The organism is Ruegeria sp. ABF4_144, assembly GCF_056160045.1.
The window spans coordinates 3,348,454-3,372,119 of sequence record NZ_JBSWWK010000001.1; the positions used below are offsets into that span (position 1 = coordinate 3,348,454).

The window sequence follows — 23,666 nt, forward strand, 5'->3', positions numbered from 1 at the left end:
CGCGCATGGCTCAGGTTTCTTTAGAGGACATCCGCAAGGTCTATCCAAACGGCTTTCAAGCGGTGGAAAGCACCAGCTTCACCATTCAGGATGGCGAGTTCGTTGTTTTGGTCGGCCCCTCGGGCTGCGGCAAGTCCACCCTGTTGCGGATGATCGCGGGGTTGGAGGACATCACCGAGGGCACGCTGAAAATCGGCGACCGGGTGGTCAACGATGTGGACCCGGCGGATCGGGACATCGCGATGGTGTTCCAGAACTATGCTTTGTACCCGCATATGACGGTCCGCAAGAATATCGGCTACGGGCTGAGAAACCGCGGCACGCCGGCGTCCGAGATCGCCGCCAAGGTGGAAGACGCGTCAAAGATGCTGAACTTGACCGAATATCTGGACCGCAAACCGGCGCAACTGTCCGGCGGCCAGCGTCAGCGCGTCGCCATGGGCCGCGCAGTGGTGCGCGACCCGGCGCTGTTCCTGTTCGATGAACCGCTGTCGAACCTTGACGCAAAGCTGCGCAACCAGATGCGGATCGAGATCAAGGCCCTGCAACGCCGCCTTGGCACGACCGCCGTCTACGTAACCCACGATCAGGTCGAAGCGATGACGATGGCGGATCGCATCATTGTCCTGAACGAAGGCCGGATCGAACAGATCGGCACCCCGCATGAGATCTATCACAACCCGGCCTCGACCTTTGTCGCCTCGTTCATGGGCGCACCGCCGATGAACCTGATCCAAGCCGAAGTGGCCGAACAGCAGGTTCGGATCAACGGCTATGGCGATCTGATGCCCGCCCCCGCCGCCTATGTCGGACCCGTCACGATGGGCATTCGCCCCGAAGACGTAGAGCTGAATGATCAAGGCCCGGTTACCTTCCGCGTTGATATTCTGGAAGAGCTGGGCGCCCATCGCCTACTGCACGGTGCGATTGCGGATCAGCCCTTTTCGGTGATGGTTGGCAAGGACCATGACGTCCAAACCGGCGAAACCCGCGTCACCCTAAAACCCGACGCCCTGCGGCTGTTCGATATGGAAACGGGAAAAACCCTGTGATTACAAAAGTTTTGGATGCTCTTCCCGCTGTGACTCCGGATCAGCTGAAGGAAATTCTGGCCGCACCGCGCACGTCCGAAGTGCATCGGAGCCTGTTGTCCGGCCTGCCCGCTATGAACGCCCTGCAAGTGGGGGGTGAGGCCTCAGTTGCCCAACTGCCCGGGCAATTCACCGTCGCGGCCTGGAATGTGGAACGCTGCCTGTTCCCCGAAGACACCGCCACCCATCTGAAACCCATCGCCCCGGATGTTGTTCTGCTGTCCGAGGTCGATCACGGCATGGCCCGCACTGCGCAGCGTCACACAACCGCTGAGATGGCGCGCGCGCTGGGCATGGTCTACGCCTTCGGGGTTGAGTTTCACGAGCTTGATCTGGGCGGCCCGACAGAACGCTCCTTTTGCAGTGATGAATTCAACGAATATGGCTGGCACGGCAACGCGATCCTGTCCTCGGTCCCGTTTGAACGCACCTCGTTGATCCGTCTGGACGACCACGGCCACTGGTTCGCGCCCGAGGCCGGGGCCGCCGACCCCGAGCAACCCCGCGTCGGCGGCCGGATGGCCATCGCCGCGGTGCTCCCTACCGCCAACGGCCCCATCTGCGTGGTTTCGACCCATCTGGAAAGCAACGCGGATGTTGCGCACCGGCACGCCCAGTTCAATCTACTGCTGCAGAAAATCGACGCTTTTGCCCCCGGTGTGCCGGTCCTCATCGGCGGAGACCTGAATACTGGAAACCACCTGCCGCCCGATTTCGACTGGCGACAGGAAACTCTGTTCGATCTGGCCGAGGATCAGGGCTATTCTTGGGCTTTCACCCCGCCCGGGCTGACGACTCGGCCAAGCCTGATCACCCCGCACCCGGGCCGAAAAATGAAGCTGGACTGGCTGGCAGGCCGCGGGTTCGCCCCTGTGGAACGCGGTATTTTGACCTCGATTGCCGAAACAGGAACGCCGCTGTCAGACCACGATTGCGTCTGGAGCACTGTTCAGTCTCAGACCAAAACAGCCTGAAACTGGCGACCCCGGCAGGATTCGAACCTGCAACCTGCCCCTTAGGAGGGGGCTGCTCTATCCAGTTGAGCCACGGGGCCGCGCAAGGCCCTCTGTAGCGCGGTTTTTTTCGGTTGTCATGAGTTTTGCACAACAGTTGTAAATCGCGTCCTGTTCACGCTACCATCGGGCAAAACAACAGCGCAGGTGCCCTCCGTGACCACAGAAACAAAACGCCCGCTTACCCTTCGTGATGTCTCGGAAGCGTCCGGAGTATCCGAGATGACGGTCAGCCGGGTGCTGAGAAACCGGGGCGATGTGTCCGACGCCACCCGCACCCGCGTTCTGGCCGCCGCGAAAGAGCTGGGATATGTGCCAAACAAGATCGCAGGTGCGCTGGCCTCAAGCCGGGTCAATCTGGTTGCGGTGATCATCCCATCGCTGTCGAACATGGTCTTCCCCGAGGTTCTGACCGGTATCAATCAGGTTCTGGAAGACACTGAACTACAGCCCGTGGTCGGCGTTACCGACTATCTGCCCGAGAAGGAAGAAAAGGTCCTGTACGAGATGCTCTCGTGGCGGCCCTCCGGCGTAATTATTGCGGGGCTTGAGCATACCGAAGCGGCCCGAGCTATGCTGGATTCGGCCGGAATTCCGGTGGTTGAGATCATGGATACCGATGGCAAACCTGTGGACGCGATGGTTGGGATCTCGCACCGCCGCGCCGGGCGTGAAATGGCCGAGGCGATCCTGAAGGCCGGTTATCAGCATATCGGTTTCATGGGCACCAAGATGCCACTAGACCACCGGGCGCGAAAGCGGTTCGAGGGCTTCACCGAAGTTCTGGGCAAAAACGGTGTCGAGATCGAGGATCGCGAGTTCTATTCCGGCGGGTCGGCTCTGGCCAAGGGCCGCGAGATGACCCAAGCCATGTTAGAACGCTCGCCCGAACTGGATTTCCTTTATTATTCCAACGACATGATTGGGGCTGGTGGTTTGCTGTATCTGCTGGAACAGGGCATCGACGTGCCGGGGCAGATCGGCCTGGCCGGGTTCAACAATGTCGAACTGTTGCAGGGTCTGCCGCGTAAGCTGGCCACGATGGATGCCTGCCGGTTGGAGATCGGGCGCAAGGCGGCCGAGATTATCGCCCGGCAACTGGCTGAACCGGAAGCCGAGATCGATACCCGAGTGACACTGACCCCCAAAATCAGCTTTGGCGACACGCTGAAACGGCGCTGATCCGGTGGCATTGCAGCGGCTGGACAACAAGGCGGCCCGTGCGCTGTTCATGGACCGTCATGCTCTGACCGAACAGCCTTCGGGTGCGTCCAAAGGGGCTGACCTGTTGGACCTGATCCACCGCCTGGGTTTCGTGCAGCTGGACAGTATCAACACGGTCGCCCGCGCCCATGACATGATCCTGTTTTCGCGCCGGCCGTCCTACCGCGCGAAGAACCTCAAGAACTTATATGAGCGCGACAAAGCGTTGTTCGAGCACTGGACCCATGACGCAGCCGTCATCCCTATGGAGTTCTATCCGCATTGGCACCTGCGGTTTCAACGCGACGAAGCACTTTTGAAATCCCGCTGGAAGAACTGGCGGCGCGACGGGTTCGAACAGCAATTCGCCACCGTCCTGAAACATATCCGCGACCACGGGCCAGTTTCGTCCTCAGATGTTGGCAAGGACGAAAAGAAGGGGTCGGGCGGTTGGTGGGACTGGCATCCCTCGAAAACCGCGCTGGAGTTTCTGTGGCGGTCAGGAGCGTTGACGGTGATTGGCCGAAGCGGATTTCAAAAACGCTATGACCTGACCGAAAGGGTGATCGAGACGCATCTTTGTCCGGGCAACATGGCCTGCGATGCTGAGGAAACCGTGGATTGGCTTTGCAATGCAGCATTGGACCGGCTGGGCTTTGCCACCTCCGGAGAGTTGGCGGCCTTCTGGGACACGGTCAGTGTGGCCGAGGCCAAGGGTTGGTGCGAAAAGGGTCTAACGCAAGGGTTTCTGGAGGAAATTGAAATCACTTGCGCCACTGGGCAGGTGCGGAAACTACTGGCACGACCCGGCGTTGCCGAAGCGGACTTGCCCGCACCTCCGGGCCGTATTCGGGTGCTGAGCCCCTTTGACCCCATGCTGCGCGATCGCAATCGGGCTGAGCGGCTGTTCGGCTTTCATTACCGGATCGAGGTCTTCGTCCCCGCTGCCAAACGGACCTATGGGTATTACGTTTTTCCGCTCTTGGAGGGCGACAGGATGATCGGGCGCATCGATATGAAGGCCCAGCGCGACCGGGGGGTCCTGCAAGTCAGCGCGCTGTGGCCAGAACGCAAGGTGCGGTGGTCAGAGGCCCGCACCCGTCGTCTGCAATCGGAACTGGACCGGGTCCGTCGTTTTGCTGGGCTGGACAGTGTGGAATTCGCGAAAGACTGGCTAAAAGACCCTAAATAGGCTCTATTTCGCTTCCGTCAGCGTCAATTGGATCGGCTGCAGCCCATCAATGCCACCTTCGATCACGTCCCCGGCCTGTACCGGGCCGACTCCGGCCGGTGTGCCAGTCAGGATCAGGTCTCCGGGCCGCAAATGGTAGTAGCCGGACAGATGGCTGATGATCTCGTCGATCTTCCAAATCAGCTCACTCAACGTTGCATCCTGTCGGACCTCGCCATTCACGCTTAGATGAATGCGGGTGTCATCCACCGGCGACCAGTCGGTTGCAGGGGTCAACGGCGCAAACACTGCTCCGGCCTCAAGGTCCTTACCCAGATCCCAGGGGCGTTGCTTGTTGCGCTCGCGGATTTGCAGGTCGCGCCGAGTCATATCCAGCGCGCAGCCATAGGCGTAAACCGCATCCCAGGCCTGCGCCCTGGTGGCACGGAACACAGGCTTGCCGATAGCCACGGCCAGTTCCATCTCATGATGGAAATTATCGGTGCCTGGTGGATAGGGTGCGGTCGCGCCGGTCAGAACAGCATTTTGCGCGGATTTGGTGAAGTAAAACGGTGCTTCGCGGTCGACTTCATGCCCCATCTCCGCCGCGTGCGCCGCATAGTTGCGGCCTACACAGAAAATCCGCCCCACCGGATACGCTGCCTGCTGACCCTGAACCGGAATGGTAATCGGCTCGGGTAGAGAAAACACTGTGCCTGGCATCGCGGCCCCCTTAAGTCTCAGACATCCCGCATCTTAATGGCGCAATCCGGCAGGACAAGACACCCGATTTGCACAGAGGTCGGTCCTGCAAAACACGCCGCAAAAGCATTAAATCTGGGCAAACCCCGTTCACAATCCGAGAGCCCTGTCTTGGATTCCACAGGAACAGTTCTAAGTTGAAAGATAGCAGAGCAACATACGCCGGTTAATCGGGGTACGGCGCGCTCTGGCCGCCGCTCACAGGTACGGCGGGTAAACATGCACCCGTCTGGACGTGAAGACATCCCATAATCCCGCGAACCGCGCGGTGTTATCGGGTGCGAATACTTCGGAGAACTACGGCCAATGACTTTACCCCCAAAGTCCTTGTGTCAGAGCGCCGGCATATTTCGGTCCGGCACGTTTTCTGAAGCGTAGGTCGGACCGTCGGGACCTGTCCGGCGTAACCGGCCTCGGGCCAGGCTCAAAATCCAGTACACGTCTGGCCGCCCCGCCGGAGGACAAGCCTGTCTCCGGCGGGGTTCGAATGTGGGGTGTCACGCTTCCAGATTGCGCAGTTCATTCAACAGGTCCAGCAGCGCCTCGTGCCGTTCCGGGCCCAGCTTGGTACGCAGATCCTCGGCCAAATGGACCGTCACCTGAATGTTGTCGTGAATAATCTGCTTTCCCTTGACTGAGATATCGACGATCTGTCGACGCTTATCGTCTGGATGAATCTCCCTGCGGATCAGCCCCTTGGCCTCGAGCTTTTGCAGAATACGGGTGAGGCTCGGCAACAGCAGGCATGCCCGGTCCGCAAGATGGGTCGGCTCTTGCGGGCCTTCCTCGTCTAGGACGCGCAGCACGCGCCATTGCTGTTCCGTTACACCGACATCCGCCAGCATCTTGCGAATGGGTCCCATGACCCGTTCTCTGGCCCGAAGAAGTGCAATGGGCAATGAACGTGACGTCAATGGTACTTCATTGGTCATAAGAAAGTGTCGCCGAATTCCGGCACCACTGCAACGGGCCAATCTATTCCTCGTTGTATTGTTACCTTTCGCCTTTATTAGGGTCTTTCAAGTTGACGCGCTTTGGGCCGATGCAATTCAAATTTAGTAAACATAGCAATTAATATTGACCTTTGGCGCTGAATAGCCATGACTGGCACAATGAAGAAACTCAACCCGGGGGAAATCCGGGTCTGACAGATATCCGAGGTTTGGCATGAAGTGGGACGAGTTCACCGACTGGGGTAAGAAGATATCCGAATGGGCTCAGGATTACCACCTAACCGTGGGTGACAAACCAGTGCGTGCCCGAACCGAGCCAGGCGAAATTCTGGACGCTCTGCCGGCCCACCCGCCGGAACAGGCACAGGCGATGGAGGATATCTTTCGCGATTTCGAAGATATCGTGATGCCTGGGATCACTCATTGGCAACACCCCCGGTTCTTCGCTTATTTCAACGCCAACACGTCCCCTCCATCGGTTCTGGCCGAGTTTCTGACCAGCGCCATCGCACCGCAATGTATGTTGTGGCAGACCTCGCCCGCCGCGACCGAGATGGAAACGCGGATGATGGACTGGCTGCGTCAGGCGCTAGACCTGCCTGAGGAGTTTGCGGGCGTTATTCAGGACTCTGCCTCGTCTGCAACATTGGCGGCAGTACTGACCATGCGGGAAAAAGCCTTGAACTGGCAGGGGAACCGGCAGGGGCTGTTCGGACAGAAGCCGCTGCGCGTTTATTGCTCGGCCGAGGTGCACACCTCGGTGGATCGCGCCATCTGGGTGGCGGGGATCGGGCAGGATAATCTGGTGCGCATCCCGATCAAGGGCGCCTGGCGTGGCATGGACCCCGAGGCGCTGGAAACGGCAATTCAGTCCGACTTAGACTCTGGCTTGCAGCCTGCAGGCGTCATTCTGTGTGTCGGCGGCACCGGCACCGGAGCAACAGATCCGGTAGATGAATGCCTGAAGATCGCGCAAAAATACGGGCTGTATTCCCATGTGGACGCGGCCTGGGCAGGGTCTGCGATGATCTGCCCGGACTACCGACACTACTGGCCGGGGATCGCACAGGCCGACAGTATCGTGTTCAACCCGCATAAATGGCTGGGGGTGCAGTTCGATTGCTGCGCGCATTTCCTGAAGAACCCCGACGATCTGGTGCAGACGCTGGCCATCAGCCCGGAATACCTAAAGACACACGGCAAAGACGGGATCATCAACTACTCAGAATGGTCGGTGCCTCTGGGTCGTCGGTTCCGGGCGCTAAAACTGTGGTTTGTGATCCGCGCCTATGGGCTTGAAGGACTTCGCAAAAGGCTGCGAAACCATGTGAACTGGTCCAATGACCTTCATGACCGGTTGGGGGCCGAACCGGATTTCCAGATTGTGACACCCCCGATGTGGTCGCTGTGGACATTCCGCTACACACCCGCCGGGCAAATGGATCTGGACGATCTGAACCTGCGATTGGTCAACGCGATCAACGATGATGGCCGCATCTATCTGACCCAGACCCGCGTTGATGGCGATCTGGTGATCCGTTTTCAGGCTGGTCAGTTCGAAACCACCGAGGATGACGTCCGCATGGCCTATGATGTCATCACCGAAATCGCACGCTCCCTAGCATAGAGGTTCCCAAATGGCTGCGCCCACGAATACGTTCAAACAGGCTCTAATCAATGGCGAACGCGTGATTGGCTGCTGGAACAGCTTCGCCGAGCCCATCGCAGCCGAGATTATGGGCACTGCTGGTTTCGACTGGTTGGTGGTCGATGGGGAACACGCACCGAATGACATCCGGTCATTGCGGGATCAACTGATGGCGCTGGCCGCCAGCCCTTCGCATCCGGTGGTGCGCGTGCCGGTGGGTGATACTGCGCTGATCAAGATGGTGCTGGATATCGGCGCACAAACCATTCTGGTGCCCATGGTCAATAGTGCTGAACAGGCCCGCGAGTTGGTGAAGGCCTGCCGTTATCCCCCCGAAGGCGTTCGCGGGGTCGGTGCCGGGGCAGCGCGGGCCACGGGATATGGCTCGGTTGCGGATTACATTCAGACCGCGGACGAACAGATTTGCTTGCTGGTGCAGGTGGAAAACCGCGCCGGAATGGCGGCATTGGACGATATTCTGCAGGTCGATGGCGTTGACGGTATCTTCATCGGCCCGGCAGACCTGTCTACAGATATGGGATTTAAGGGCGATAGCACCGCCCCCGAGGTGCGCGCCACAATCGCCGATGCCATCACACGGATCAAAGCGGCGGGCAAAGCGCCCGGCATTCTGGGAACGAATGATGAGGCCAATCAGGCATACCTGGACATGGGCGCGCAGTTTTTGGCCGTTGGGATCGACGTGATGCTGCTGACGCAAGCCGCACGGGCGCTGGCGGCAAAATGGAAGGCAAAATAGCGCCCTAGGCCTGCATCGCGGCCGCGGCCTGCGCATATCCGCCCGAGGCGCCGTCGACGAAGTGAACATGGTCGTCCCGCATGGCCGAAGGCACAAAGCAGGTCATCATCGCCTCGTCCTGCGCATGCAACCCATATCGGACCTTGCCCTGTTCGCGCGCCTGTTCCAGCATGATCTTGATTTGCTTCAGCGTGGCCGGGTCGCAATCCAGCGTCATCTTCAGCCCGTCATCGAATTTGCGGAAATCCGCGTTGCGGCTGACCATGTGTTTGTAGTGTCCGGGATCGAAATCGCCCATTCGCTTGCCGGTTTTGAACAACAGCGCGATCAGCAGGTTCTGCCCCAGCAACTTTATCCTTTGCCCAAGCAGGTTCCCCCCAGCGCGGGACACGCGGGCATCCAGTTCAACATCCGGCGGCGGCCAGCTGATCGGGGGACCGTTCTCCGGCACCGGGTGACCTGCGCGCTCTAACCGTTCCAAGGCCGTCAGAACCGACCGCGCCAGATCGGAAAAGTCGCTCTCGGTTGCTTTTTGCGTCGGCTGCACCACCAGAGACACGATCTGACCGTGGCGCGCCTTGCTGTTGGACCAGCGGCAGGACAGGCCAGTCAGATCGGGCAACGCACCCGGGTCAGCAGGCGGAACCTCGAACGCACCGGATTTCATCTGTGTTTCTGCCCAAACCAGACCGCCGCCAGAAAACATGGCATAGTCGACCCCGTCCGAAGGGGCATAGCGTGCCACCCGCAGATCCCTGCCGGCCGAACGGATTTCGGACACCGGCACCAGTGCCCCGCGCAGCGCAATCGAGAATTCTTCGTCCGCCCAGCGCCGCAGCTGGGCCAGCACCGTGCGGGCAGTGTCGACAGCACTTGCGGGGATCGCAAACCCGGCGCCATCGCCACCGAAGACGTAAGGAAACTCCTGCCCTTTTAACGCGTTGATCATGGCCGAGATTACCGCCGCACCCACCATATTGACGGTTTTATAGCGGCCCCGCGCGATCTCACCGGTGGAATCGACGATGTCGGCCACGCCCAGCACCCAGTCTCCCGGCACGGGTGTAAACCGCGCTGGCTGCGCCAGGCTGGTGAAGTCCCGCTGTCGGGGAAGGCTGTCATAAAAGGCGGCCTGTGCGTCTTTCATCGGCACCTCAGGGTGATGGGTTTTGGAACAGATAGCCCGATTGTGAACGCTGTCCGGTGAAAAGAGTATAGCACACGAGCTTGTGTGACGCATCGGGACGTGCCAAGCATTTCCGCGCAACTTGGGGAGGATGAGCCAGTTCATGAAGGCAGGTTTGGTGGTCTTGTGCCTGGGCTATGTGCTCAGCCAGTTCTTTCGCGCCTTTCTGGCGGTACTGAGCGTTGATCTGGGCCGTGATATCGGTGCCACGCCCGAGGATCTGGCCTTTGCATCCGGGCTTTGGTTTCTGGTCTTTGCGGCGATGCAGCTGCCCGTGGGTTGGGCACTTGATCAGATCGGGCCACGCCTGACGGCTGCGGTATTGCTATTGGTCGGCGGCGCAGGTGGTGCCGCGCTGTTTGCCGTCGCCAGCACGCCGTTTCACATTGCCATCGCCATGGGGCTGATCGGGGTCGGGTGCTCGCCCGTCCTGATGGCGTCCTACTACATTTTTGCCCGAGAGTATCCGCCCGCAAGGTTTGCGACTTTGGCCGCCGTGATGCTGGGCGTTGGATCGGTGGGCAATCTGGCGGCTTCTTACCCCACAGCGCTGGCGGTCGAGCTGATGGGATGGCGTGCGACGATGTGGGTGCTGGCGTTGTTTTCAGGTGCCATTGCGCTGGGCATCTGGATCACCGTGCACGATCCCAAACGGGTTGAAACCGAGCACCGGGGATCGGTGCTGGACCTTCTGAAAGAACCTGCTTTGTGGACGATCCTGCCGCTGATGCTGGTGGCTTATGCGCCCTCGGCCGCGACACGCGGGCTGTGGGCCGGGCCGTATCTGAGCGACATTTTCGCCCTCAGCACCACACAGATCGGCACGGCGACGCTGATCATGGGGGCGGCAATGATTGCCGGAACGTTCGCTTATGGTCCGCTTGACCGGATGTTGGGCACGCGGAAATGGGTGATCTTCGGTGGCAATGCGCTGGGCACGGCGGCACTGGTGCTGCTGTGCCTGTGGATCGACAACGCGGTTTGGCTGTCGGTGGTGCTGATGGCGGTGATCGGCTTCATGGGTGCCAGCTTTCCTGTCATCATGGCCCATGGCCGCGCCTTTGTGGCACCGCATCTGGTGGGGCGCGGCATGACCCTGCTGAACCTCTTTGGCATTGGTGGCGTTGGTATCGCGCAATTCGTCACGGGGCGCATCCATGCAGCCACGGTGGACATCAGCCCAACCGCACCCTACACAGCGATATTCGGCTTTTTTGCAGTCACGCTTGCCATCGGCTGCGTGATATATCTATTCAGCCGCGACAGCGTCGACTGACGCTGGAACCGTCAGGAGAGTCCATGTCCGACCCGCGCGTCATTGCCCCCAATCTCAAACGCCGGCTTTCGGGCGTGACCGCGACGATTGCCCGGCTGGTACCTCTGCAGGTGCAATGGATCGATATCGCCGCGACGGGACCGGGCCTGCCCGAAGATATTCCGCATATTCCCCTGGTCCGCCTACCCTTTTTGTCGCGCAAAACCCTGCGCGTCTGGCACGCCCGCCGAAATACCGAGATGCTGTTGGGCTTGTTCCTGCGCAACGTTCTGCGGCTGAGGTTGAAAATGCTGTTCACCAGCGCCTCGCAACGCGCCCATACGGGCTATACCAAATGGCTGATCGACAAGATGGATGCCGTGGTCGCCACCTCGCGCAAGACCGCGGGGTATCTGGAGCGGGACGCGCAGGTGATTATGCATGGCATCAACCTTCAGGATTTCGCTCCCCCCAAGGACAAGGCCGCTGTTCGGGCGCGACTGGGCCTGCCAGAAGGCCTGTTGCTGGGGTGTTATGGTCGCATCCGGCATCAGAAAGGCACCGACGCCTTCGTTGATGCGATGATCGATCTGTGCGGCCGCTTCGACGACGTTCACGGCATCGTCATGGGCCGCGCGACCGAGAAACACACCGGTTTTCTGGCCGAACTCAAGGACAAGGTCGCTAAGGCGGGCCTGTCCGACCGTATCCTGTTCATGCCCGAAGTGACCGTGGACCAGATCGCCGAATGGTATCAGGTACTGGATCTGTTCATCGCCCCGCAACGGTGGGAAGGGTTCGGGCTTACTCCGCTTGAGGCAATGGCCTGCGGCGTGCCGGTCGTCGCCACCGATGTGGGCGCGTTTTCCGAGATCGTCACCGACCCCTCGTTGGGCCGGGTAGTGGGGCCCGGTGAAATCCCCGCCTTGGCCAACGCCGCTGCCGAAATGCTGTCCGACCGCGATTCCCTGACGCGATCCGGCGTCGCCGCGCGCGCCCATGTCGAACAGAATTTCGACATCAATGGCGAGGCCAGGACCCTTGTGGCCCTATACGAGAGGCTTCTGAACGACGCCTGACACCACTAGCTGCGTAAAATTGGTGTCATTGCGGCAAATATACCCCGAAAACCCTTTTTTCTTCGCTGCAACGCGGCTATGAACGCGCGTCCTTAACTTTGGAGACATGAAATGGGCTATCGCGTCGTTGTCGCCGGCGCCACGGGTAACGTGGGCCGCGAAATGCTGAACATCCTGGCGGAACGCCAGTTCCCGGTCGATGAACTCGCCGTTCTGGCAAGCCGTCGTTCGCTGGGTACCGAAGTAAGCTTTGGCGACAAGACACTGACAACCCAGGACATCGATACCTTCGACTTCACCGGCTGGGACATGGCGCTGTTCGCCATCGGCTCGGACGCAACCAAGGTCTACGCCCCCAAGGCGGCCGCGGCTGGCTGTGTGGTAATCGATAACTCGTCGCTCTATCGCTACGACCCGGACATTCCGCTGATCGTGCCGGAATGTAACCCGCAAGCGATTCACGACTATAAGAACAAGAACATTATCGCCAACCCCAACTGCTCGACCGCGCAGATGGTTGTCGCGCTGAAGCCGCTGCATGACCGCGCCAAGATCAAGCGCGTTGTCGTGTCGACCTATCAGTCGGTTTCGGGTGCTGGCAAAGAGGGCATGGATGAGCTTTGGGATCAGACCAAAGCCATCTACAACCCCACCACCGAGGTTGAACCGAAGAAGTTCCAGAAACAGATCGCATTCAACGTTATTCCGCAGATCGACGTCTTCATGGAAGACGGCTCGACCAAGGAAGAGTGGAAGATGGTTGTGGAAACCAAAAAGATCGTCGATCCGTCGATCAAGGTCACCGCAACCTGCGTTCGCGTTCCGGTGTTCGTTGGCCACTCTGAGGCCGTGAACATCGAGTTCGAAGAATTCCTGGACGAAGACGAGGCCCGCGACATCCTGCGCGAGGCACCGGGCATCATGGTGATCGACAAGCGCGAAGCTGGTGGCTACGTCTCGCCGATCGAATGCGCCGGTGATTTCGCAACGTTCATCAGCCGCATCCGTCAGGACTCGACCGTTGAGAACGGCATCAACCTGTGGTGCGTCTCAGACAACCTGCGCAAGGGTGCCGCCCTGAACGCAGTTCAGATCGCCGAGCTGCTGGGCCGTGAGGTTCTGAAAAAGGGCTGAGACCTCAGAACTTAAGAACAGGAAACCCCGTCGAGCTCTCGGCGGGGTTTTTTGTTAGCAACTCAAAATCATTTTACTTTCGAAAGGATGGATCAGGGGTTCCGATGTAGCACTTCATGATCCAAGGGTAAGTCGTCGTGACATAGTACCCGTATTGGTCGTCAACGGTCATGCCGTTACACGCGTCCAAATCGCCATTGCCCGTGAATTCATAGTCATCGATATACGTGCCGTCAGGCATACCGCCCGGCCCTGCGGGCGGCCCAGGCCGTTCTTCAGTCTTCAGTTCATAGCCGGAGACCGCAGCCCGGATGTTGCCTTCTTCATCCTTGAATATCGTGCCGAAAATTGGAAACCCGTCCGCTGCGAACCCGATCACCGGAGACGGTTCATTAAACTGGCGGTCATTGAACAAAGCATTCGGGTTTGCGTGATAATGATATCGCCCGTCCGGTTGCGTATGAGCATTATGCAAATCCACGCCAAAATACTTGTCGTAAGAGGGTGGATCGATCAGCCATGGATCACGGGTGGTGCATCCGGCAAGAACGTTGCCATTCCTATCCGCCCGAGGGCCATCGGGACGGTAACATCCGGCGGACAGCAAATCCACAGGGGTACCGTTAAGCAATACGGCGTTATACGCCTGTTGCCCCAATTGTGTGGGCTGCGCCGCTTTCTCTGGGTTTCGTGCAACTCTGAATTCGCTTAGCAGCGGCTGGAAGTCATTGGCAAACCTGGCCGTTGCGCCATTGAAGTCGTGATTGGGCGTGCCATTTGAGGCGATCGTGCAAGTATCCTTGTCCGCATCGATCTTGACCAGAGCCTGATACGATTTGCCTTTTTGAATATCTTCCACATCGGCCACATAACTGCCGATGTAGTCGGCACAATCGCCCGATCTATTTGTCAGGATGGCGTTCTTAATATTCGTTCCTTCGCCTTGTTGCGCAAGCACGGGCGAAGCAAATATGATCATTGAAATACAAGCTTTTAATCTGTTCACGCTTTTGGTCTCCGTGTGGATTGCGAAACCGTGTCACTTACATCGGACGATAACAGATTTAAGCTGAACTCAAAGCACCTCGTAAAGTCGTCATAACTGAATGAGTTGCGCGGGGTCTGGCCCCGCGCCATTTACAGTGCCTGCCCGTCTGCGTCGAAGAACTGCAGTTTTTCCGGGGCGAAATGCAGCCCGATTTTGCTGCCCGCCTTAATCTCGGTATCGCCACCCAAGCGGACAGTGACTTTCTCCTCGGTGCCGCAATCGACGATGACGAACATATCGGCGCCGAGGTATTCGACCACCTCGACCATTCCGTCGCTGTGACCTGCGCCGGGCTCGACCACGCTGATATGTTCCGGGCGAATGCCCAGCATCGCGGCCGCGCCGGAACGGTCATACGGACCACTGCCTCCATTCTCCAGCCGGAACCGGTCTCCGGCGACAGTACAGGGCAGCACGTTCATTTTCGGGCTGCCGATGAACTGTGCTACGAACAGGTTGGCAGGGCGTTCGTACAGTTCTCGGGGCGTGCCAACTTGCGCAATTTTTCCAAACTCCAGCACCACGATGCGATCTGCCAGTGTCATCGCCTCGACCTGGTCGTGGGTCACATAGATCATGGTGCGGTTCAGGCTCTGGTGCAGCTTGGCGATCTCGTATCGCATCTCGACCCTCAGGGCGGCGTCGAGGTTGGACAGAGGTTCATCGAACAAAAACGCAGTGGGATCGCGCACAATCGAGCGCCCAATCGCCACACGCTGACGCTGACCGCCGGACAGATCCTTGGGGCGGCGTTCCAGATACGGTTCCAGCTTGAGCACCTCGGCGGCGGTGCCAACGCGTTCGGCGATCTCAGCCTTGGGCACACCCGCCACCTTCAGCGAGAACCCCATATTCTCGGCCACGGTCAAGTGGGGATACAGCGCATAGGACTGGAACACCATCGTCAGCCCGCGTTTCGAGGGCGGGTGGTCAGTGACGTCATTCCCGTTGATCAGAAGCGACCCGCGCGAGATATCCTCGAGCCCGCCGATCATCCGCAGCAGGGTGGATTTACCACAGCCCGAGGGGCCTACGAAGACGACAAACTCACCCTCTTCGATCTGCAGGTCGATGCCTTTGATCACCTGCACTTCGCCGAACCATTTCTCGACGGCTTTGAGCTCGATGCTACCCATCAGTTCCTCCCTGCCCAATGCAGCCAAACGGCGGCTGTCCATGTGAATGAATTGCCTCCGGCCGGGCTGCCGGTGATCGGGTCGTAATATTCTGCAAAGCCGTGGCCCGCGATCAGACGCGCGGTTTTCAGGCGCAGGGCTTCGGCCTCGACGCCGTGACCCATTTCCGCAAGACCAAAGCCTGCCAGCATGTTCATGAAGGCCCAGGTCGGCCCGCGCCAATAGCGGCGCTCATCAAACTTGGGCATATTCGGATCATAGCTGGGGATCGGATGGGGGACGGTGGTCAGAACAGTTTTCACACGGTCCAGCATTTGCGGGGACTGTATGCCGGCATACCAACAAAGATAGCTTGCGTTAGAGACACTTTCAGCCCATTCGCCCGTATGTGCATCGCGGGCGTCAAAGGCGCCCAGCGCCTCGTTCCACAGCGACTTTGCACCCGCCTCAAGCCGGGCCACATCGGCGCTGAGCCCTTCGGCTTCGATCCCCAGTTCCTCGCTGATGGCCAGCAGATCGCGGGCGGCGCGCAGGGTGGTGAAGGTCATGGTCGGGTCGGCCACGCGGAACGGGTTGAGCGCCAGCAATTTCTGCTGATCCCAACCGACCTCACGCCCGATCTGCACCAGTTTGATGTACCGGTCATAGTCGTATTTCGTAGGCCGGTCGGCGCTGTTCACATGACTGGTGTCGCGGCGCTGATATTCACCCACGTCCGAGGCATCGATCCCCGCCATCGCGCCATCCCAGTCCGGCGCATTGTCACGTCCGGCCTCCCAAGGATGGGTGGTGCAGACGGCGCCATGTTCATCCAGACGCCACGCCATGAACCAGCGGTGCCAGGCCAGCATGGCCGGGAACAGGGCGCGAAGGCGCGCCTCACCCGCCGCGCGGTCCTTGTCCCAGACCCGGCGTGCCATGGTGGCGGCAAGCGGCGGCTGGGTCACACCCGAAGAGGCAATCGGCCCGGTGCCGCCCCAGACATCCGGCCCGGGGAAGTAGCCCGGATCAGGCTTATGGAACAGGATGTGGGGCACCATGCCATCGTTCCACTGGCCCGAGAACAGCGTCTCAAGCTCAACCCAGGCGCGATCGATGTCGAATTCGGCAAAGCCCACCGCTGCAACCGCGCTGTCCCAGTTCCACTGATAGGGATAAAGACCGCTGGTCGGGATCGTATAGCCGCCCCGATCATTGGCAATCAGGATGTTGCGGGCCGATTCACTCGGCGTTGTATAGTAGTTCATGTCTGTCATCCTTTGACCGAGCCAGCCGTCAGGCCCTTGGTCATGAAACGTTCAAGCCCCAAGAACAGGGCCATGATCGGAACGGTGGCTATCACCGCCCCGGCCATCAAGTGTTGGCGGGGGATTTCCGAGGAGTTCAGCATCGTGACACCTCGGGTCAGGGTAAATTTCGACGGGTCGTCCAGCAGCATGAAAGCCAGCAGGAATTCATTCCAGGCGATCATGAAGACATATAGCGACACCGAGGCCAGCGCCGGCAGGCTAAGCGGCAGGGTGATTTTCCAGATCACTGCCAAACGCGACAGGCCATCCATCAGGCCGGCCTCTTCGACCTCGGTCGGCAGGCCGCGGAAATAGCCCTGCAGCATATAAAGCGCGACCGGGATCGTGGTGACCGGGTAGATCATCACGATACCAAGGATCGAGTTGCGCAGACCAGTCAGTGAGAATGCGATATAGATCGGCAATGCCAGCACGATCATCGGCACCATGTAGATCAGCAGGATCGAGCGTGAGAACGCCTTTTGCCCCTGAAACCGGAACCGCGCCACCGCATAGGCACCCGGCACGCTGAACAGCAGGGTGATGAACACGGTCAGGCAAGACACGTAAAAGGACGTCCACAGGTAGGTACCGAAATTGAAGTCGCGGAACAGTTCCGTGTAGCTGCGAAACAGTGCCCAGCCCTGGCCAAGGTCGACCGAGAAATCCAACGGGTTCTGTAACAGTGCCTGCTGCGATTTCAGGCTGGTCATCACCATCACATAGAAGGGGATAACCACGATGGCGGTGAAGAAGATGTAACCGAACCCGGTGCAGAACCGGATCACCGCGTCTTCGAACTCGTGACGGGTCAGCTCTGCAAAGGGCAGCTCGTTGAGGATCGCGGCCATTGAGATATGCATCACCACGGCCACCGCGACCACGGTAATCAAAACCGCTTGCAGCGTGGTGTCCGACCCAATCAGAACCGGGCCAAAACCCGTCAGGCAGGAAAGGCCCAGCAGGGCGGCCACGCCCAGACGGGCCGGAGCACGGCGCGCGGGAAAGCGGACATAGACCAGCCCGGCCACCGCGCCCCAAATCAGGCTCAGCAGAACCTGTGGGCGAAACGCCGCGCCCGTTGCGAAAGACATGGTGACCGCGATGGTGGTGGCGATCACCAACATCCACAGCGCGCCCAGAGCGGGGCCGGTAATAAACCCTTTGCGCATCACAGGCCCTCCTCTCGGCTGATGAAACGGAAGAAGACAAAGCTGAAGGCGATCAGACACATTAGGATCACCACGGCCACCGCCGCGCCCGCCCCGATGTTCGAGACCGCAAAGGCCTGCTCGTACACATTCACGGTCAGCGTGCGAGTGCCCGCATTGCCTCCGGTCAGCAGGAAGATGTCGTCGAACTTATTGAACGTCCAAATGAAGCGCAGCAGGAACAGCACCGACAGGATACCCAACAGCTGCGGGATGCTCAGCAACCAGAACTTTTGGAACGGTGAGGCTCCGTCCATATCCGCGGCCTCATACATGCTCGAGTCGATAGACTGCATGCGCGCAAGGATGAATAAGAAGGACAGCGGGAAATAGCGCCAAATTTCGAACACGGTGACCATGATCAGAGCCAAAGGGCGTTCGCCGAAGAAGTTAATCGGCTCACTGCTGAGGCCCATCTGCACCAACAGGGCATTGGCCGAGCCCGAGAACGGATCGAACAACGTGACCCAAGTAAACGCCACGGCGATCACCGGGGCAACATAGGGAAACAGGTAGAGGCCGCGGATAAACCCCTGCCCCTTGAAGCTCTTGTTCAGCAGCAGCGCGGCAAACAGGCCCATGACCAACGCGCCAATGGTGCCGAAGACGGTATAGAACAGGGTCACCCATAGAACGCCCCAGAATTCCGAGCCGTCAAAGACACGGGCAAAGTTTTCGAGGCTGAATTCCAGATTGGTCAACACGCTCGGCCCGCTGCCAGTGACGCGCGGTTCCGATCCTTCGACCACGTCCTCGAACGCGTCAGGGTCACCATCGATAGCCACAGGAATGCGGATACGTTCTCGCTGACCACCCTCCAACGTGCCGAAGTCGCAGAACAATTCCTGCCCACTCAGAACACAGGGAGCGGCAATCTCTCCGGCGGTCACACCGTCGGGCAGCACGTCACTCAGGGTCACGCCCTCAATGGCGATCTCCTGGCTGGAGTTACGCAGACGGTATTCGATCCGCAGATCGTCGCCTGAACCGCGCAGGCTTTCGCGGACAACCGGCGCAGGGGGGCGCAGATCCGAGAGGGTAAAGGGCTTGAAGCTGATCCAGATGATTGCCAGCAGGGGCAGGATCACCACAAGCGACACGCTGATCACGGTCGGAGCCAGCAGCGCCCAGGCCAAACGCGCCTCGCGTTTGGCAAGCGCCCCGGTTCCGGTCGGTGGGGTGGCCGAAGACATGGGATACCTCAAAGGGTTGTGCGCAGCGGCGCGGACGCCGCTGCTGATGCTGGTGGATTACTGAACCTTGGCCAGCTCTTCGTTCATGGCCGCGACGGCGGCGGCGGCGTCAATCTCGTCGTCGATATACTGACGCACGATCCGGTTGATGGCCTGAGAGTTGATCATCTTCGAGGCCAGCGACAGCTGCCCTTCGGCCACGCCCCAACGTTGGGCCACGTCCAGGCCGCCGACGATCTCGTCGATCATCGCCTGTTCATAGAGCTCACCCAGCGGAGCTTTGCGATCCACGCCTACAGGCAGCTCGGCCCAGGCTTCAGCAAAGGCGGTTGGGTTGTCGGCATTGCCGCGACGTACCGGGAACTTACCCTCGGGCGCGATAGCCAGCGTCTGGGTATATCCCTGATCCATGGCGTATTTCACGAACTCCATCGCCGCGTCGGTATCCGCATCGTTGGTGATGCCAAAGTAACGAACATCGCCCCATGCGGCACCATCGGGGTTCGACGGGCCGGACAGTTTGGTGACTATACCCGTTTTGCCCGCCAGATCGCGCGAGGTCGGGTCATCGGTGATGGTTGGTGGGGCGCTGTCGCGCAGACCAGCCAGCTCATCCAGAATGAAGGGCGACCAGATGATCATCGCTGCTTTGCCATCAAAATACAGCTCGCGCGATTGCTTCCAGTACAGCTCACCCGGAGGTGACGCCTTGGAGATCGCCTTGTAGAAATCCAGAACCTCGGTGGTCTTGGCTTCATCCAGCGGCTGGAACCCGTCAGGGCCGACCGGCGAGACACCATTGGCGAGGAAGACATGCTCCAACACCTGGCTCATGAAGTTCTCATCAACCTTGGTGGCCGACACAAAGCCGTACATCTCCGGCGGGTTGTGCAGGGCCTCAAGCGCGGCCTGAATGTCGGCAAAGCTGTTGGGCGCTTCCAGACCAGCCTCATCGAACAGGTCTTTGCGATAGACAACCATTTGGGTCCAGCCATCCACCGGTACGGAGGCGGTTTCACCGTTGAACGCCGCCATGGCCAGCGCGCCGGGGGCAAAGGTGTCGGCGCCCAGTTCCTCGATCACCTCGGTGGCAGCTTCGGTGTCCAGAATGCCGGCCTCGGCCCAAGGCAGCGCGTATTGCAGCGTGTGATAGACCACGTCCGGCAGGTCACCGGCAGCAAAGGCGGCTGTGGCGCGCGTGCCCAAATCGCTTTCGGTGACAGGGATCACCTCAACCGTGGTGCCGCTTTCGGCCTTGAACTGATCGGCCATCTCCTGCTGTTTGGCCAGACGCTCGGGCTGTTCTTCGGTGGTCCAGAACCGGATCGTGTCGGCCTGCACGGACAGTGCGGTCAGCGCCAGTGCCAGTGACGATCCAAGCATCAGCCTTGCGGCTTTGGGTGTCAGTTTCATGTGTGGTCTCCTCCCGGTTAGTCTTTGTTGAATTACGTGTGTTTCTTCGCCAGTTCCGCCGGTGTCAGATGCGGCGGCCCGTCCGACTCCCCTTCGATCAGAGTCGCTTCGGTCAGCTCGCGCAGGCTGGCGGGGTCCTCGCCCCTGATCTGGCGGATCAGCAAGGTTGCCAGCCGTTGCCCGGCCATGCGGGAATCGACTGCGAATGTGGTCAGCGCGGGGCGTGCGTAACGGCATTCCGGAATGCCATCATAACCGATGACCGACACGTCGCGACCAATCTCAAACCCCTGATCCTGCGCGGCCGCACAAAAGCCCAACGCAGCCAAATCGGTGGCAAAGACAATCGCGGTGGGCGGCTGGTCCAGCTGCATCAGCGCCATCGCCTGCGCGGCGCCGTCTTCGCGTGTCCGAGCGCCTTCGCGGATCAGGTTGGGATCAAGCGGCAAGCCCGCCTGATGCAGACCATCGGTGTACCCATCGCGGCGCAGGTGGCTGTAGTTGAATTTGGGATCGCTGCCGACAAACCCGATGCGCGTATGTCCGAACCCGGCCAGCCGCAGCACAGCCTTGCGCATGGCGGTTTCGCCCGCAATGTCGAACCACGAAGTTTCCTCCCACGTGTTCGGCTGCCCATATCCGGTCCGGCCATAAAGGATATGCGGCACTTCGAGATTGCGCAAAAGCCCGACGCGCGCATCCTTGACCATCGTTCGCGGCAGGATGAAGCCATCCGCCTTGCGTTCCTCGAACAGGCGGCTGAGCACTTTCAGCGTGTCGCGTTCCGAAGTCGCCGTGGAGATCGTCATCGTCCAATCAAGGCTACTGGCGGCCTCACAAGCCCCGGCCAGAAAGTCCTGCAGGAACGGGTTGTGCTGATCCGGCTCTTCGCTGTTCAGCACCATCGCAATGGCACGCACCTGTCCGGTTCGTATTGCCTGAGCGTGGCTCAACGGGCGGTAGCCCAGCTTGCGCGCGGCGGTTTCGACACGGGTCCGCGTAACCTCGGAAATATCAGAATAGCCGTTCAACGCACGCGACACCGTGCTTTTCGATAGGCCCAGATGCGCCGCCAACTCGTCTAGCTTCACCCGGCCAGAAACCGAGGTGCGATTCGCCGATGCGAGCGACTGATATGAGAGATTCGTAGTCATTTTTTCCATTTGTTTGCTCCGAAACCGGTTTCGGCAACGAAAAAGTTAAAAAAGATGCAAACTGGTCATTTTTTAGCGCCTTTGCTGATTTTCCGTTCTGATGGTGCGACTTACCCAGGGGGCAGAATCCGCTAACCCTGCGTTTCGACCAACACTTTCAGATTAGACAGGCCCCGTTCATAGTCGCCGCCCACCCATTCATCCATCATCAGCCCCATCCAACGCGCCATCGGATTCAGGCCCAGATCGGTGACGAATCCCCATGTTACTTTCGTCTGATCACCCTCGGGCACCAGATCAAACGACGCCAAGGCGGTGCCCATCGATCCGAAATCCAGCGCCGTTCTGACCGTCTGATCGGGGGTGCTTTCGACGATCTCCTGCGATCCGGTCCCGACTTGCGGATTTTCCGAGCTCCAGTTCAAGGTATTGCCCACCCCGGACTCAGGGCCGCTATAGGTTAGCTGCGTTTCTGGATCGCGTTCCAACCAAGGCGACCATTTCTCGGTCTCTTGCATCGAATTTACATAGGGAAAGATGGCAGCGGGCGGGGCGTCGATGGTGATACTGCGTGACACTTCGGCCCGTCCGGGCAACAGGTAGGAAACCCCGATCAGCAGTAAAATCAGCACAAGCAGTGCCACAAGAATGCGTTTAATGACTCGCATGATACGCCCCCGATGCAAACCCGGATAAGGCGACTATAGCAAAAAATCGCGCGGAATCAGAGACCTGATCCCGCGCCAATCAAAAAAGCAGAATTTTCCAATGGGTCAGACGACCACGAATTTCTTTTCCTGCGGGTCATAGCATTGCAGCCCGCCCTCACCGATATCGGTCCATAGCCCATGCAGGCTGAGCGACCCGTCTTGCACCGCCGAGGACACGAACGGGAAGGTCATCAGGTTCTCGAGCGAAGCGACAACGGCCTGCCGTTCGAACTGCCGCGCTTGATCGACGCTGTCTTCGATATCGGCAACCAGTTCGTATTTTGGCTTCAGAATATCCATCCAACGGCCGACAAAGCTGTCTTTGGCCTCCAGTTGCGGAGCCTGGCCCTTGCACATGTCGATACAGCCCTGAACCCCACCGCATTGCGAGTGGCCCAGCACGATCAGATGCGCCACTTTCAGCGCGGTGACGGCATATTCGATCGCCGCACTGGTGCCGTGGTGATCGCCGTCCGGCGCGTATGGGGGCACCAAATTGGCGATATTGCGGTGGATGAAGAAATCGCCCTGATCCGCCCCGAACATCGAGGTCACGTGCACGCGGCTGTCGCAACACGAAATGACCATCGCGCGCGGGCGCTGACCCTCGGTCGCCAGGCGGCGATACCAGACCTGATTTTCTGAATAGGTGGTGGCTTTCCAGCCATGGTACCGTTTGACCAGATAGCCCGGCAGAGGTTTCGCTAATTCCATTCTTCTGTCCATCTTCGTGTTCCTATGGGCTGCTCTACCCTGAATTCGCGGAAAATTCGAGCAATTATCCTGTGCGGATGCAAGGTTTTGCAAAGGAATTCACCATCAAAGTCAGCCTATGCCGTGGGGGCGTAAAGAATTGGGGTAAATGTGGTGGATAAGATACTCACGCTTGAACACAAGGAAACCGTCCGGCTGGACATGGATCAACTTAGTGGTCTGTATCGTCAGTTGGGCGACAAGAACACGCTGGATGTACTATGCCGCACCGTCGAGGAACTGGCCGTGCGCCTTTCAAACTGTGAACGGTTCTGGCGGCAGCGCGACTGGGCGGGCCTGCGCAAATGCGCGCGGTCACTGGTGGCAATTGCCGATCAGATCGGCATGGTCGCACTGGCCCGTGTTGCCGGCGATGTGGCGCAGACCGTGGATACGGGCGATGCGGTGGCGACCGGCGCCACCCTGTCACGGCTGATCCGGGTCGGAGAGAAATCGCTGACCGTGATCTGGGATCAGCAGGATCTTTCCGTCTGACGGGGCTTG

At 59.5% G+C, this 23,666-nt stretch carries 22 protein-coding genes and 1 tRNA gene; 10 read left to right on the forward strand and 13 right to left on the reverse strand.

The genetic code is table 11. The features are described 5' to 3' along the window. Positions 1–5 precede the first annotated feature (5 nt). On the forward strand, positions 6–1,052 hold the full coding sequence (locus tag ACXAGD_RS16750) for an ABC transporter ATP-binding protein (protein ID WP_475212031.1): 1,047 nt from the start codon (positions 6–8) through the stop codon (positions 1,050–1,052). Beyond that, on the forward strand, positions 1,049–2,065 hold the full coding sequence (locus ACXAGD_RS16755; RefSeq protein ID WP_475212032.1) for an endonuclease/exonuclease/phosphatase family protein: 1,017 nt from the start codon (positions 1,049–1,051) through the stop codon (positions 2,063–2,065). Before ACXAGD_RS16750 ends, ACXAGD_RS16755 begins: the two co-directional genes overlap by 4 nt. Positions 2,066–2,068: 3 nt before the next feature. Here the strand turns inward: ACXAGD_RS16755 and ACXAGD_RS16760 are convergent. Then, positions 2,069–2,145 (reverse strand) — tRNA-Arg (locus tag ACXAGD_RS16760). A 115-nt stretch (positions 2,146–2,260) separates the two neighbouring features. Here ACXAGD_RS16760 and ACXAGD_RS16765 point away from each other — a divergent pair. After that, positions 2,261–3,286, forward strand: coding sequence for a LacI family DNA-binding transcriptional regulator (locus tag ACXAGD_RS16765; RefSeq protein ID WP_475212033.1), 1,026 nt, complete (start codon positions 2,261–2,263; stop codon positions 3,284–3,286). 4 nt (positions 3,287–3,290) lie between these two features. Then, positions 3,291–4,499 (forward strand): winged helix-turn-helix domain-containing protein, encoded by a 1,209-nt coding sequence (locus ACXAGD_RS16770; RefSeq protein WP_475212034.1) that lies wholly within the window; start codon positions 3,291–3,293, stop codon positions 4,497–4,499. Positions 4,500–4,502: 3 nt separating this feature from the next. Here the strand turns inward: ACXAGD_RS16770 and ACXAGD_RS16775 are convergent, their stop codons facing one another. Both ACXAGD_RS16775 and hpaR read right to left on the reverse strand, forming a co-directional pair. Further along, positions 4,503–5,201 (reverse strand): fumarylacetoacetate hydrolase family protein, encoded by a 699-nt coding sequence (locus ACXAGD_RS16775; protein WP_475212035.1) that lies wholly within the window; start codon positions 5,199–5,201, stop codon positions 4,503–4,505. 536 nt (positions 5,202–5,737) lie between these two features. Further along, positions 5,738–6,172: a homoprotocatechuate degradation operon regulator HpaR gene (gene hpaR, locus ACXAGD_RS16780; RefSeq protein ID WP_475212036.1), complete on the reverse strand. Its 435-nt coding sequence runs from the start codon at positions 6,170–6,172 to the stop codon at positions 5,738–5,740. Between the two features lie 235 nt (positions 6,173–6,407). On the opposite strand from hpaR, the gene ACXAGD_RS16785 reads away from it, so the two are divergent. Beyond that, a complete protein-coding gene (locus tag ACXAGD_RS16785; RefSeq protein WP_475212037.1) occupies positions 6,408–7,820 on the forward strand; it encodes a pyridoxal phosphate-dependent decarboxylase family protein in 1,413 nt (470 codons plus the stop codon). Positions 7,821–7,830: 10 nt separating this feature from the next. Continuing rightward, positions 7,831–8,601, forward strand: coding sequence for an HpcH/HpaI aldolase family protein (locus ACXAGD_RS16790; RefSeq protein ID WP_475212038.1), 771 nt, complete (start codon positions 7,831–7,833; stop codon positions 8,599–8,601). A 4-nt stretch (positions 8,602–8,605) separates the two neighbouring features. Here ACXAGD_RS16790 and ACXAGD_RS16795 read toward each other — a convergent pair whose 3' ends face one another. After that, positions 8,606–9,748 (reverse strand): DUF3095 domain-containing protein, encoded by a 1,143-nt coding sequence (locus tag ACXAGD_RS16795; RefSeq protein WP_475212039.1) that lies wholly within the window; start codon positions 9,746–9,748, stop codon positions 8,606–8,608. Positions 9,749–9,890: 142 nt separating this feature from the next. Here ACXAGD_RS16795 and ACXAGD_RS16800 point away from each other — a divergent pair, with 142 nt between their 5' ends. From ACXAGD_RS16800 to ACXAGD_RS16810, 3 genes are all read left to right on the forward strand, one after another. After that, positions 9,891–11,063 (forward strand): MFS transporter, encoded by a 1,173-nt coding sequence (locus tag ACXAGD_RS16800; RefSeq protein ID WP_475212040.1) that lies wholly within the window; start codon positions 9,891–9,893, stop codon positions 11,061–11,063. 23 nt (positions 11,064–11,086) lie between these two features. Beyond that, a complete protein-coding gene (locus ACXAGD_RS16805; protein WP_475212041.1) occupies positions 11,087–12,121 on the forward strand; it encodes a glycosyltransferase family 4 protein in 1,035 nt (344 codons plus the stop codon). Between the two features lie 111 nt (positions 12,122–12,232). Continuing rightward, the gene (locus tag ACXAGD_RS16810) at positions 12,233–13,255 is read left to right on the forward strand and encodes an aspartate-semialdehyde dehydrogenase (protein WP_475212042.1); all 1,023 of its coding nucleotides are present in this window, start codon (positions 12,233–12,235) and stop codon (positions 13,253–13,255) included. Between the two features lie 73 nt (positions 13,256–13,328). Here ACXAGD_RS16810 and ACXAGD_RS16815 read toward each other — a convergent pair whose 3' ends face one another. The 9 genes from ACXAGD_RS16815 to ACXAGD_RS16855 form a co-directional block, all read right to left on the reverse strand. Further along, positions 13,329–14,234, reverse strand: a complete 906-nt coding sequence (locus ACXAGD_RS16815; RefSeq protein ID WP_475212043.1) for a YHYH protein — start codon at positions 14,232–14,234, stop codon at positions 13,329–13,331. A gap of 158 nt (positions 14,235–14,392) precedes the next feature. Next, positions 14,393–15,439 carry an ABC transporter ATP-binding protein gene (locus tag ACXAGD_RS16820; protein WP_475212044.1) on the reverse strand — a complete coding sequence of 349 codons (1,047 nt, stop codon included), beginning with the start codon at positions 15,437–15,439 and terminating at the stop codon, positions 14,393–14,395. Next, entirely contained in the window at positions 15,439–16,686 is a 1,248-nt protein-coding gene (locus tag ACXAGD_RS16825; protein ID WP_475212045.1) for an MGH1-like glycoside hydrolase domain-containing protein, read from the reverse strand. Before ACXAGD_RS16825 ends, ACXAGD_RS16820 begins: the two co-directional genes overlap by 1 nt. 5 nt (positions 16,687–16,691) lie before the next feature. Next, positions 16,692–17,900 carry a carbohydrate ABC transporter permease gene (locus ACXAGD_RS16830; protein WP_475212046.1) on the reverse strand — a complete coding sequence of 403 codons (1,209 nt, stop codon included), beginning with the start codon at positions 17,898–17,900 and terminating at the stop codon, positions 16,692–16,694. Continuing rightward, positions 17,900–19,132 (reverse strand): carbohydrate ABC transporter permease, encoded by a 1,233-nt coding sequence (locus ACXAGD_RS16835; protein ID WP_475212047.1) that lies wholly within the window; start codon positions 19,130–19,132, stop codon positions 17,900–17,902. The genes ACXAGD_RS16830 and ACXAGD_RS16835 overlap by 1 nt, the downstream gene beginning before the upstream one ends. 57 nt (positions 19,133–19,189) lie before the next feature. Next, the gene (locus ACXAGD_RS16840) at positions 19,190–20,545 is read right to left on the reverse strand and encodes an ABC transporter substrate-binding protein (RefSeq protein ID WP_475212048.1); all 1,356 of its coding nucleotides are present in this window, start codon (positions 20,543–20,545) and stop codon (positions 19,190–19,192) included. 32 nt (positions 20,546–20,577) lie between these two features. Then, complete coding sequence (locus ACXAGD_RS16845; protein WP_475212049.1) at positions 20,578–21,699, reverse strand: LacI family DNA-binding transcriptional regulator; 1,122 nt, start codon at positions 21,697–21,699, stop codon at positions 20,578–20,580. A 131-nt stretch (positions 21,700–21,830) separates the two neighbouring features. Next, on the reverse strand, positions 21,831–22,367 hold the full coding sequence (locus tag ACXAGD_RS16850; protein WP_475212050.1) for an SRPBCC family protein: 537 nt from the start codon (positions 22,365–22,367) through the stop codon (positions 21,831–21,833). Between the two features lie 105 nt (positions 22,368–22,472). Continuing rightward, positions 22,473–23,123 (reverse strand): carbonic anhydrase, encoded by a 651-nt coding sequence (locus ACXAGD_RS16855; protein ID WP_475212051.1) that lies wholly within the window; start codon positions 23,121–23,123, stop codon positions 22,473–22,475. Positions 23,124–23,324: 201 nt separating this feature from the next. Here ACXAGD_RS16855 and ACXAGD_RS16860 point away from each other — a divergent pair, with 201 nt between their 5' ends. After that, positions 23,325–23,657 carry a hypothetical protein gene (locus ACXAGD_RS16860; RefSeq protein WP_475212624.1) on the forward strand — a complete coding sequence of 111 codons (333 nt, stop codon included), beginning with the start codon at positions 23,325–23,327 and terminating at the stop codon, positions 23,655–23,657. Positions 23,658–23,666: the final 9 nt, after the last annotated feature.

Coding starts and splice junctions, on each gene's coding strand:
- ACXAGD_RS16785 (WP_475212037.1), top strand. CDS start 6,408: ATGAAGTGGGACGAGTTCACCGACTGGGGTAAGAAGATATCCGAATGG.
- ACXAGD_RS16815 (WP_475212043.1), bottom strand. CDS start 14,234: ATGATCATATTTGCTTCGCCCGTGCTTGCGCAACAAGGCGAAGGAACG.
- ACXAGD_RS16840 (WP_475212048.1), bottom strand. CDS start 20,545: ATGAAACTGACACCCAAAGCCGCAAGGCTGATGCTTGGATCGTCACTG.
- ACXAGD_RS16775 (WP_475212035.1), bottom strand. CDS start 5,201: ATGCCAGGCACAGTGTTTTCTCTACCCGAGCCGATTACCATTCCGGTT.
- ACXAGD_RS16795 (WP_475212039.1), bottom strand. CDS start 9,748: ATGAAAGACGCACAGGCCGCCTTTTATGACAGCCTTCCCCGACAGCGG.
- ACXAGD_RS16810 (WP_475212042.1), top strand. CDS start 12,233: ATGGGCTATCGCGTCGTTGTCGCCGGCGCCACGGGTAACGTGGGCCGC.
- ACXAGD_RS16820 (WP_475212044.1), bottom strand. CDS start 15,439: ATGGGTAGCATCGAGCTCAAAGCCGTCGAGAAATGGTTCGGCGAAGTG.
- ACXAGD_RS16860 (WP_475212624.1), top strand. CDS start 23,325: ATGGATCAACTTAGTGGTCTGTATCGTCAGTTGGGCGACAAGAACACG.
- ACXAGD_RS16805 (WP_475212041.1), top strand. CDS start 11,087: ATGTCCGACCCGCGCGTCATTGCCCCCAATCTCAAACGCCGGCTTTCG.
- ACXAGD_RS16845 (WP_475212049.1), bottom strand. CDS start 21,699: ATGACTACGAATCTCTCATATCAGTCGCTCGCATCGGCGAATCGCACC.
- ACXAGD_RS16855 (WP_475212051.1), bottom strand. CDS start 23,123: ATGGAATTAGCGAAACCTCTGCCGGGCTATCTGGTCAAACGGTACCAT.
- ACXAGD_RS16825 (WP_475212045.1), bottom strand. CDS start 16,686: ATGAACTACTATACAACGCCGAGTGAATCGGCCCGCAACATCCTGATT.
- ACXAGD_RS16850 (WP_475212050.1), bottom strand. CDS start 22,367: ATGCGAGTCATTAAACGCATTCTTGTGGCACTGCTTGTGCTGATTTTA.
- ACXAGD_RS16835 (WP_475212047.1), bottom strand. CDS start 19,132: ATGTCTTCGGCCACCCCACCGACCGGAACCGGGGCGCTTGCCAAACGC.
- ACXAGD_RS16800 (WP_475212040.1), top strand. CDS start 9,891: ATGAAGGCAGGTTTGGTGGTCTTGTGCCTGGGCTATGTGCTCAGCCAG.
- hpaR (WP_475212036.1), bottom strand. CDS start 6,172: ATGACCAATGAAGTACCATTGACGTCACGTTCATTGCCCATTGCACTT.
- ACXAGD_RS16830 (WP_475212046.1), bottom strand. CDS start 17,900: ATGCGCAAAGGGTTTATTACCGGCCCCGCTCTGGGCGCGCTGTGGATG.
- ACXAGD_RS16750 (WP_475212031.1), top strand. CDS start 6: ATGGCTCAGGTTTCTTTAGAGGACATCCGCAAGGTCTATCCAAACGGC.
- ACXAGD_RS16790 (WP_475212038.1), top strand. CDS start 7,831: ATGGCTGCGCCCACGAATACGTTCAAACAGGCTCTAATCAATGGCGAA.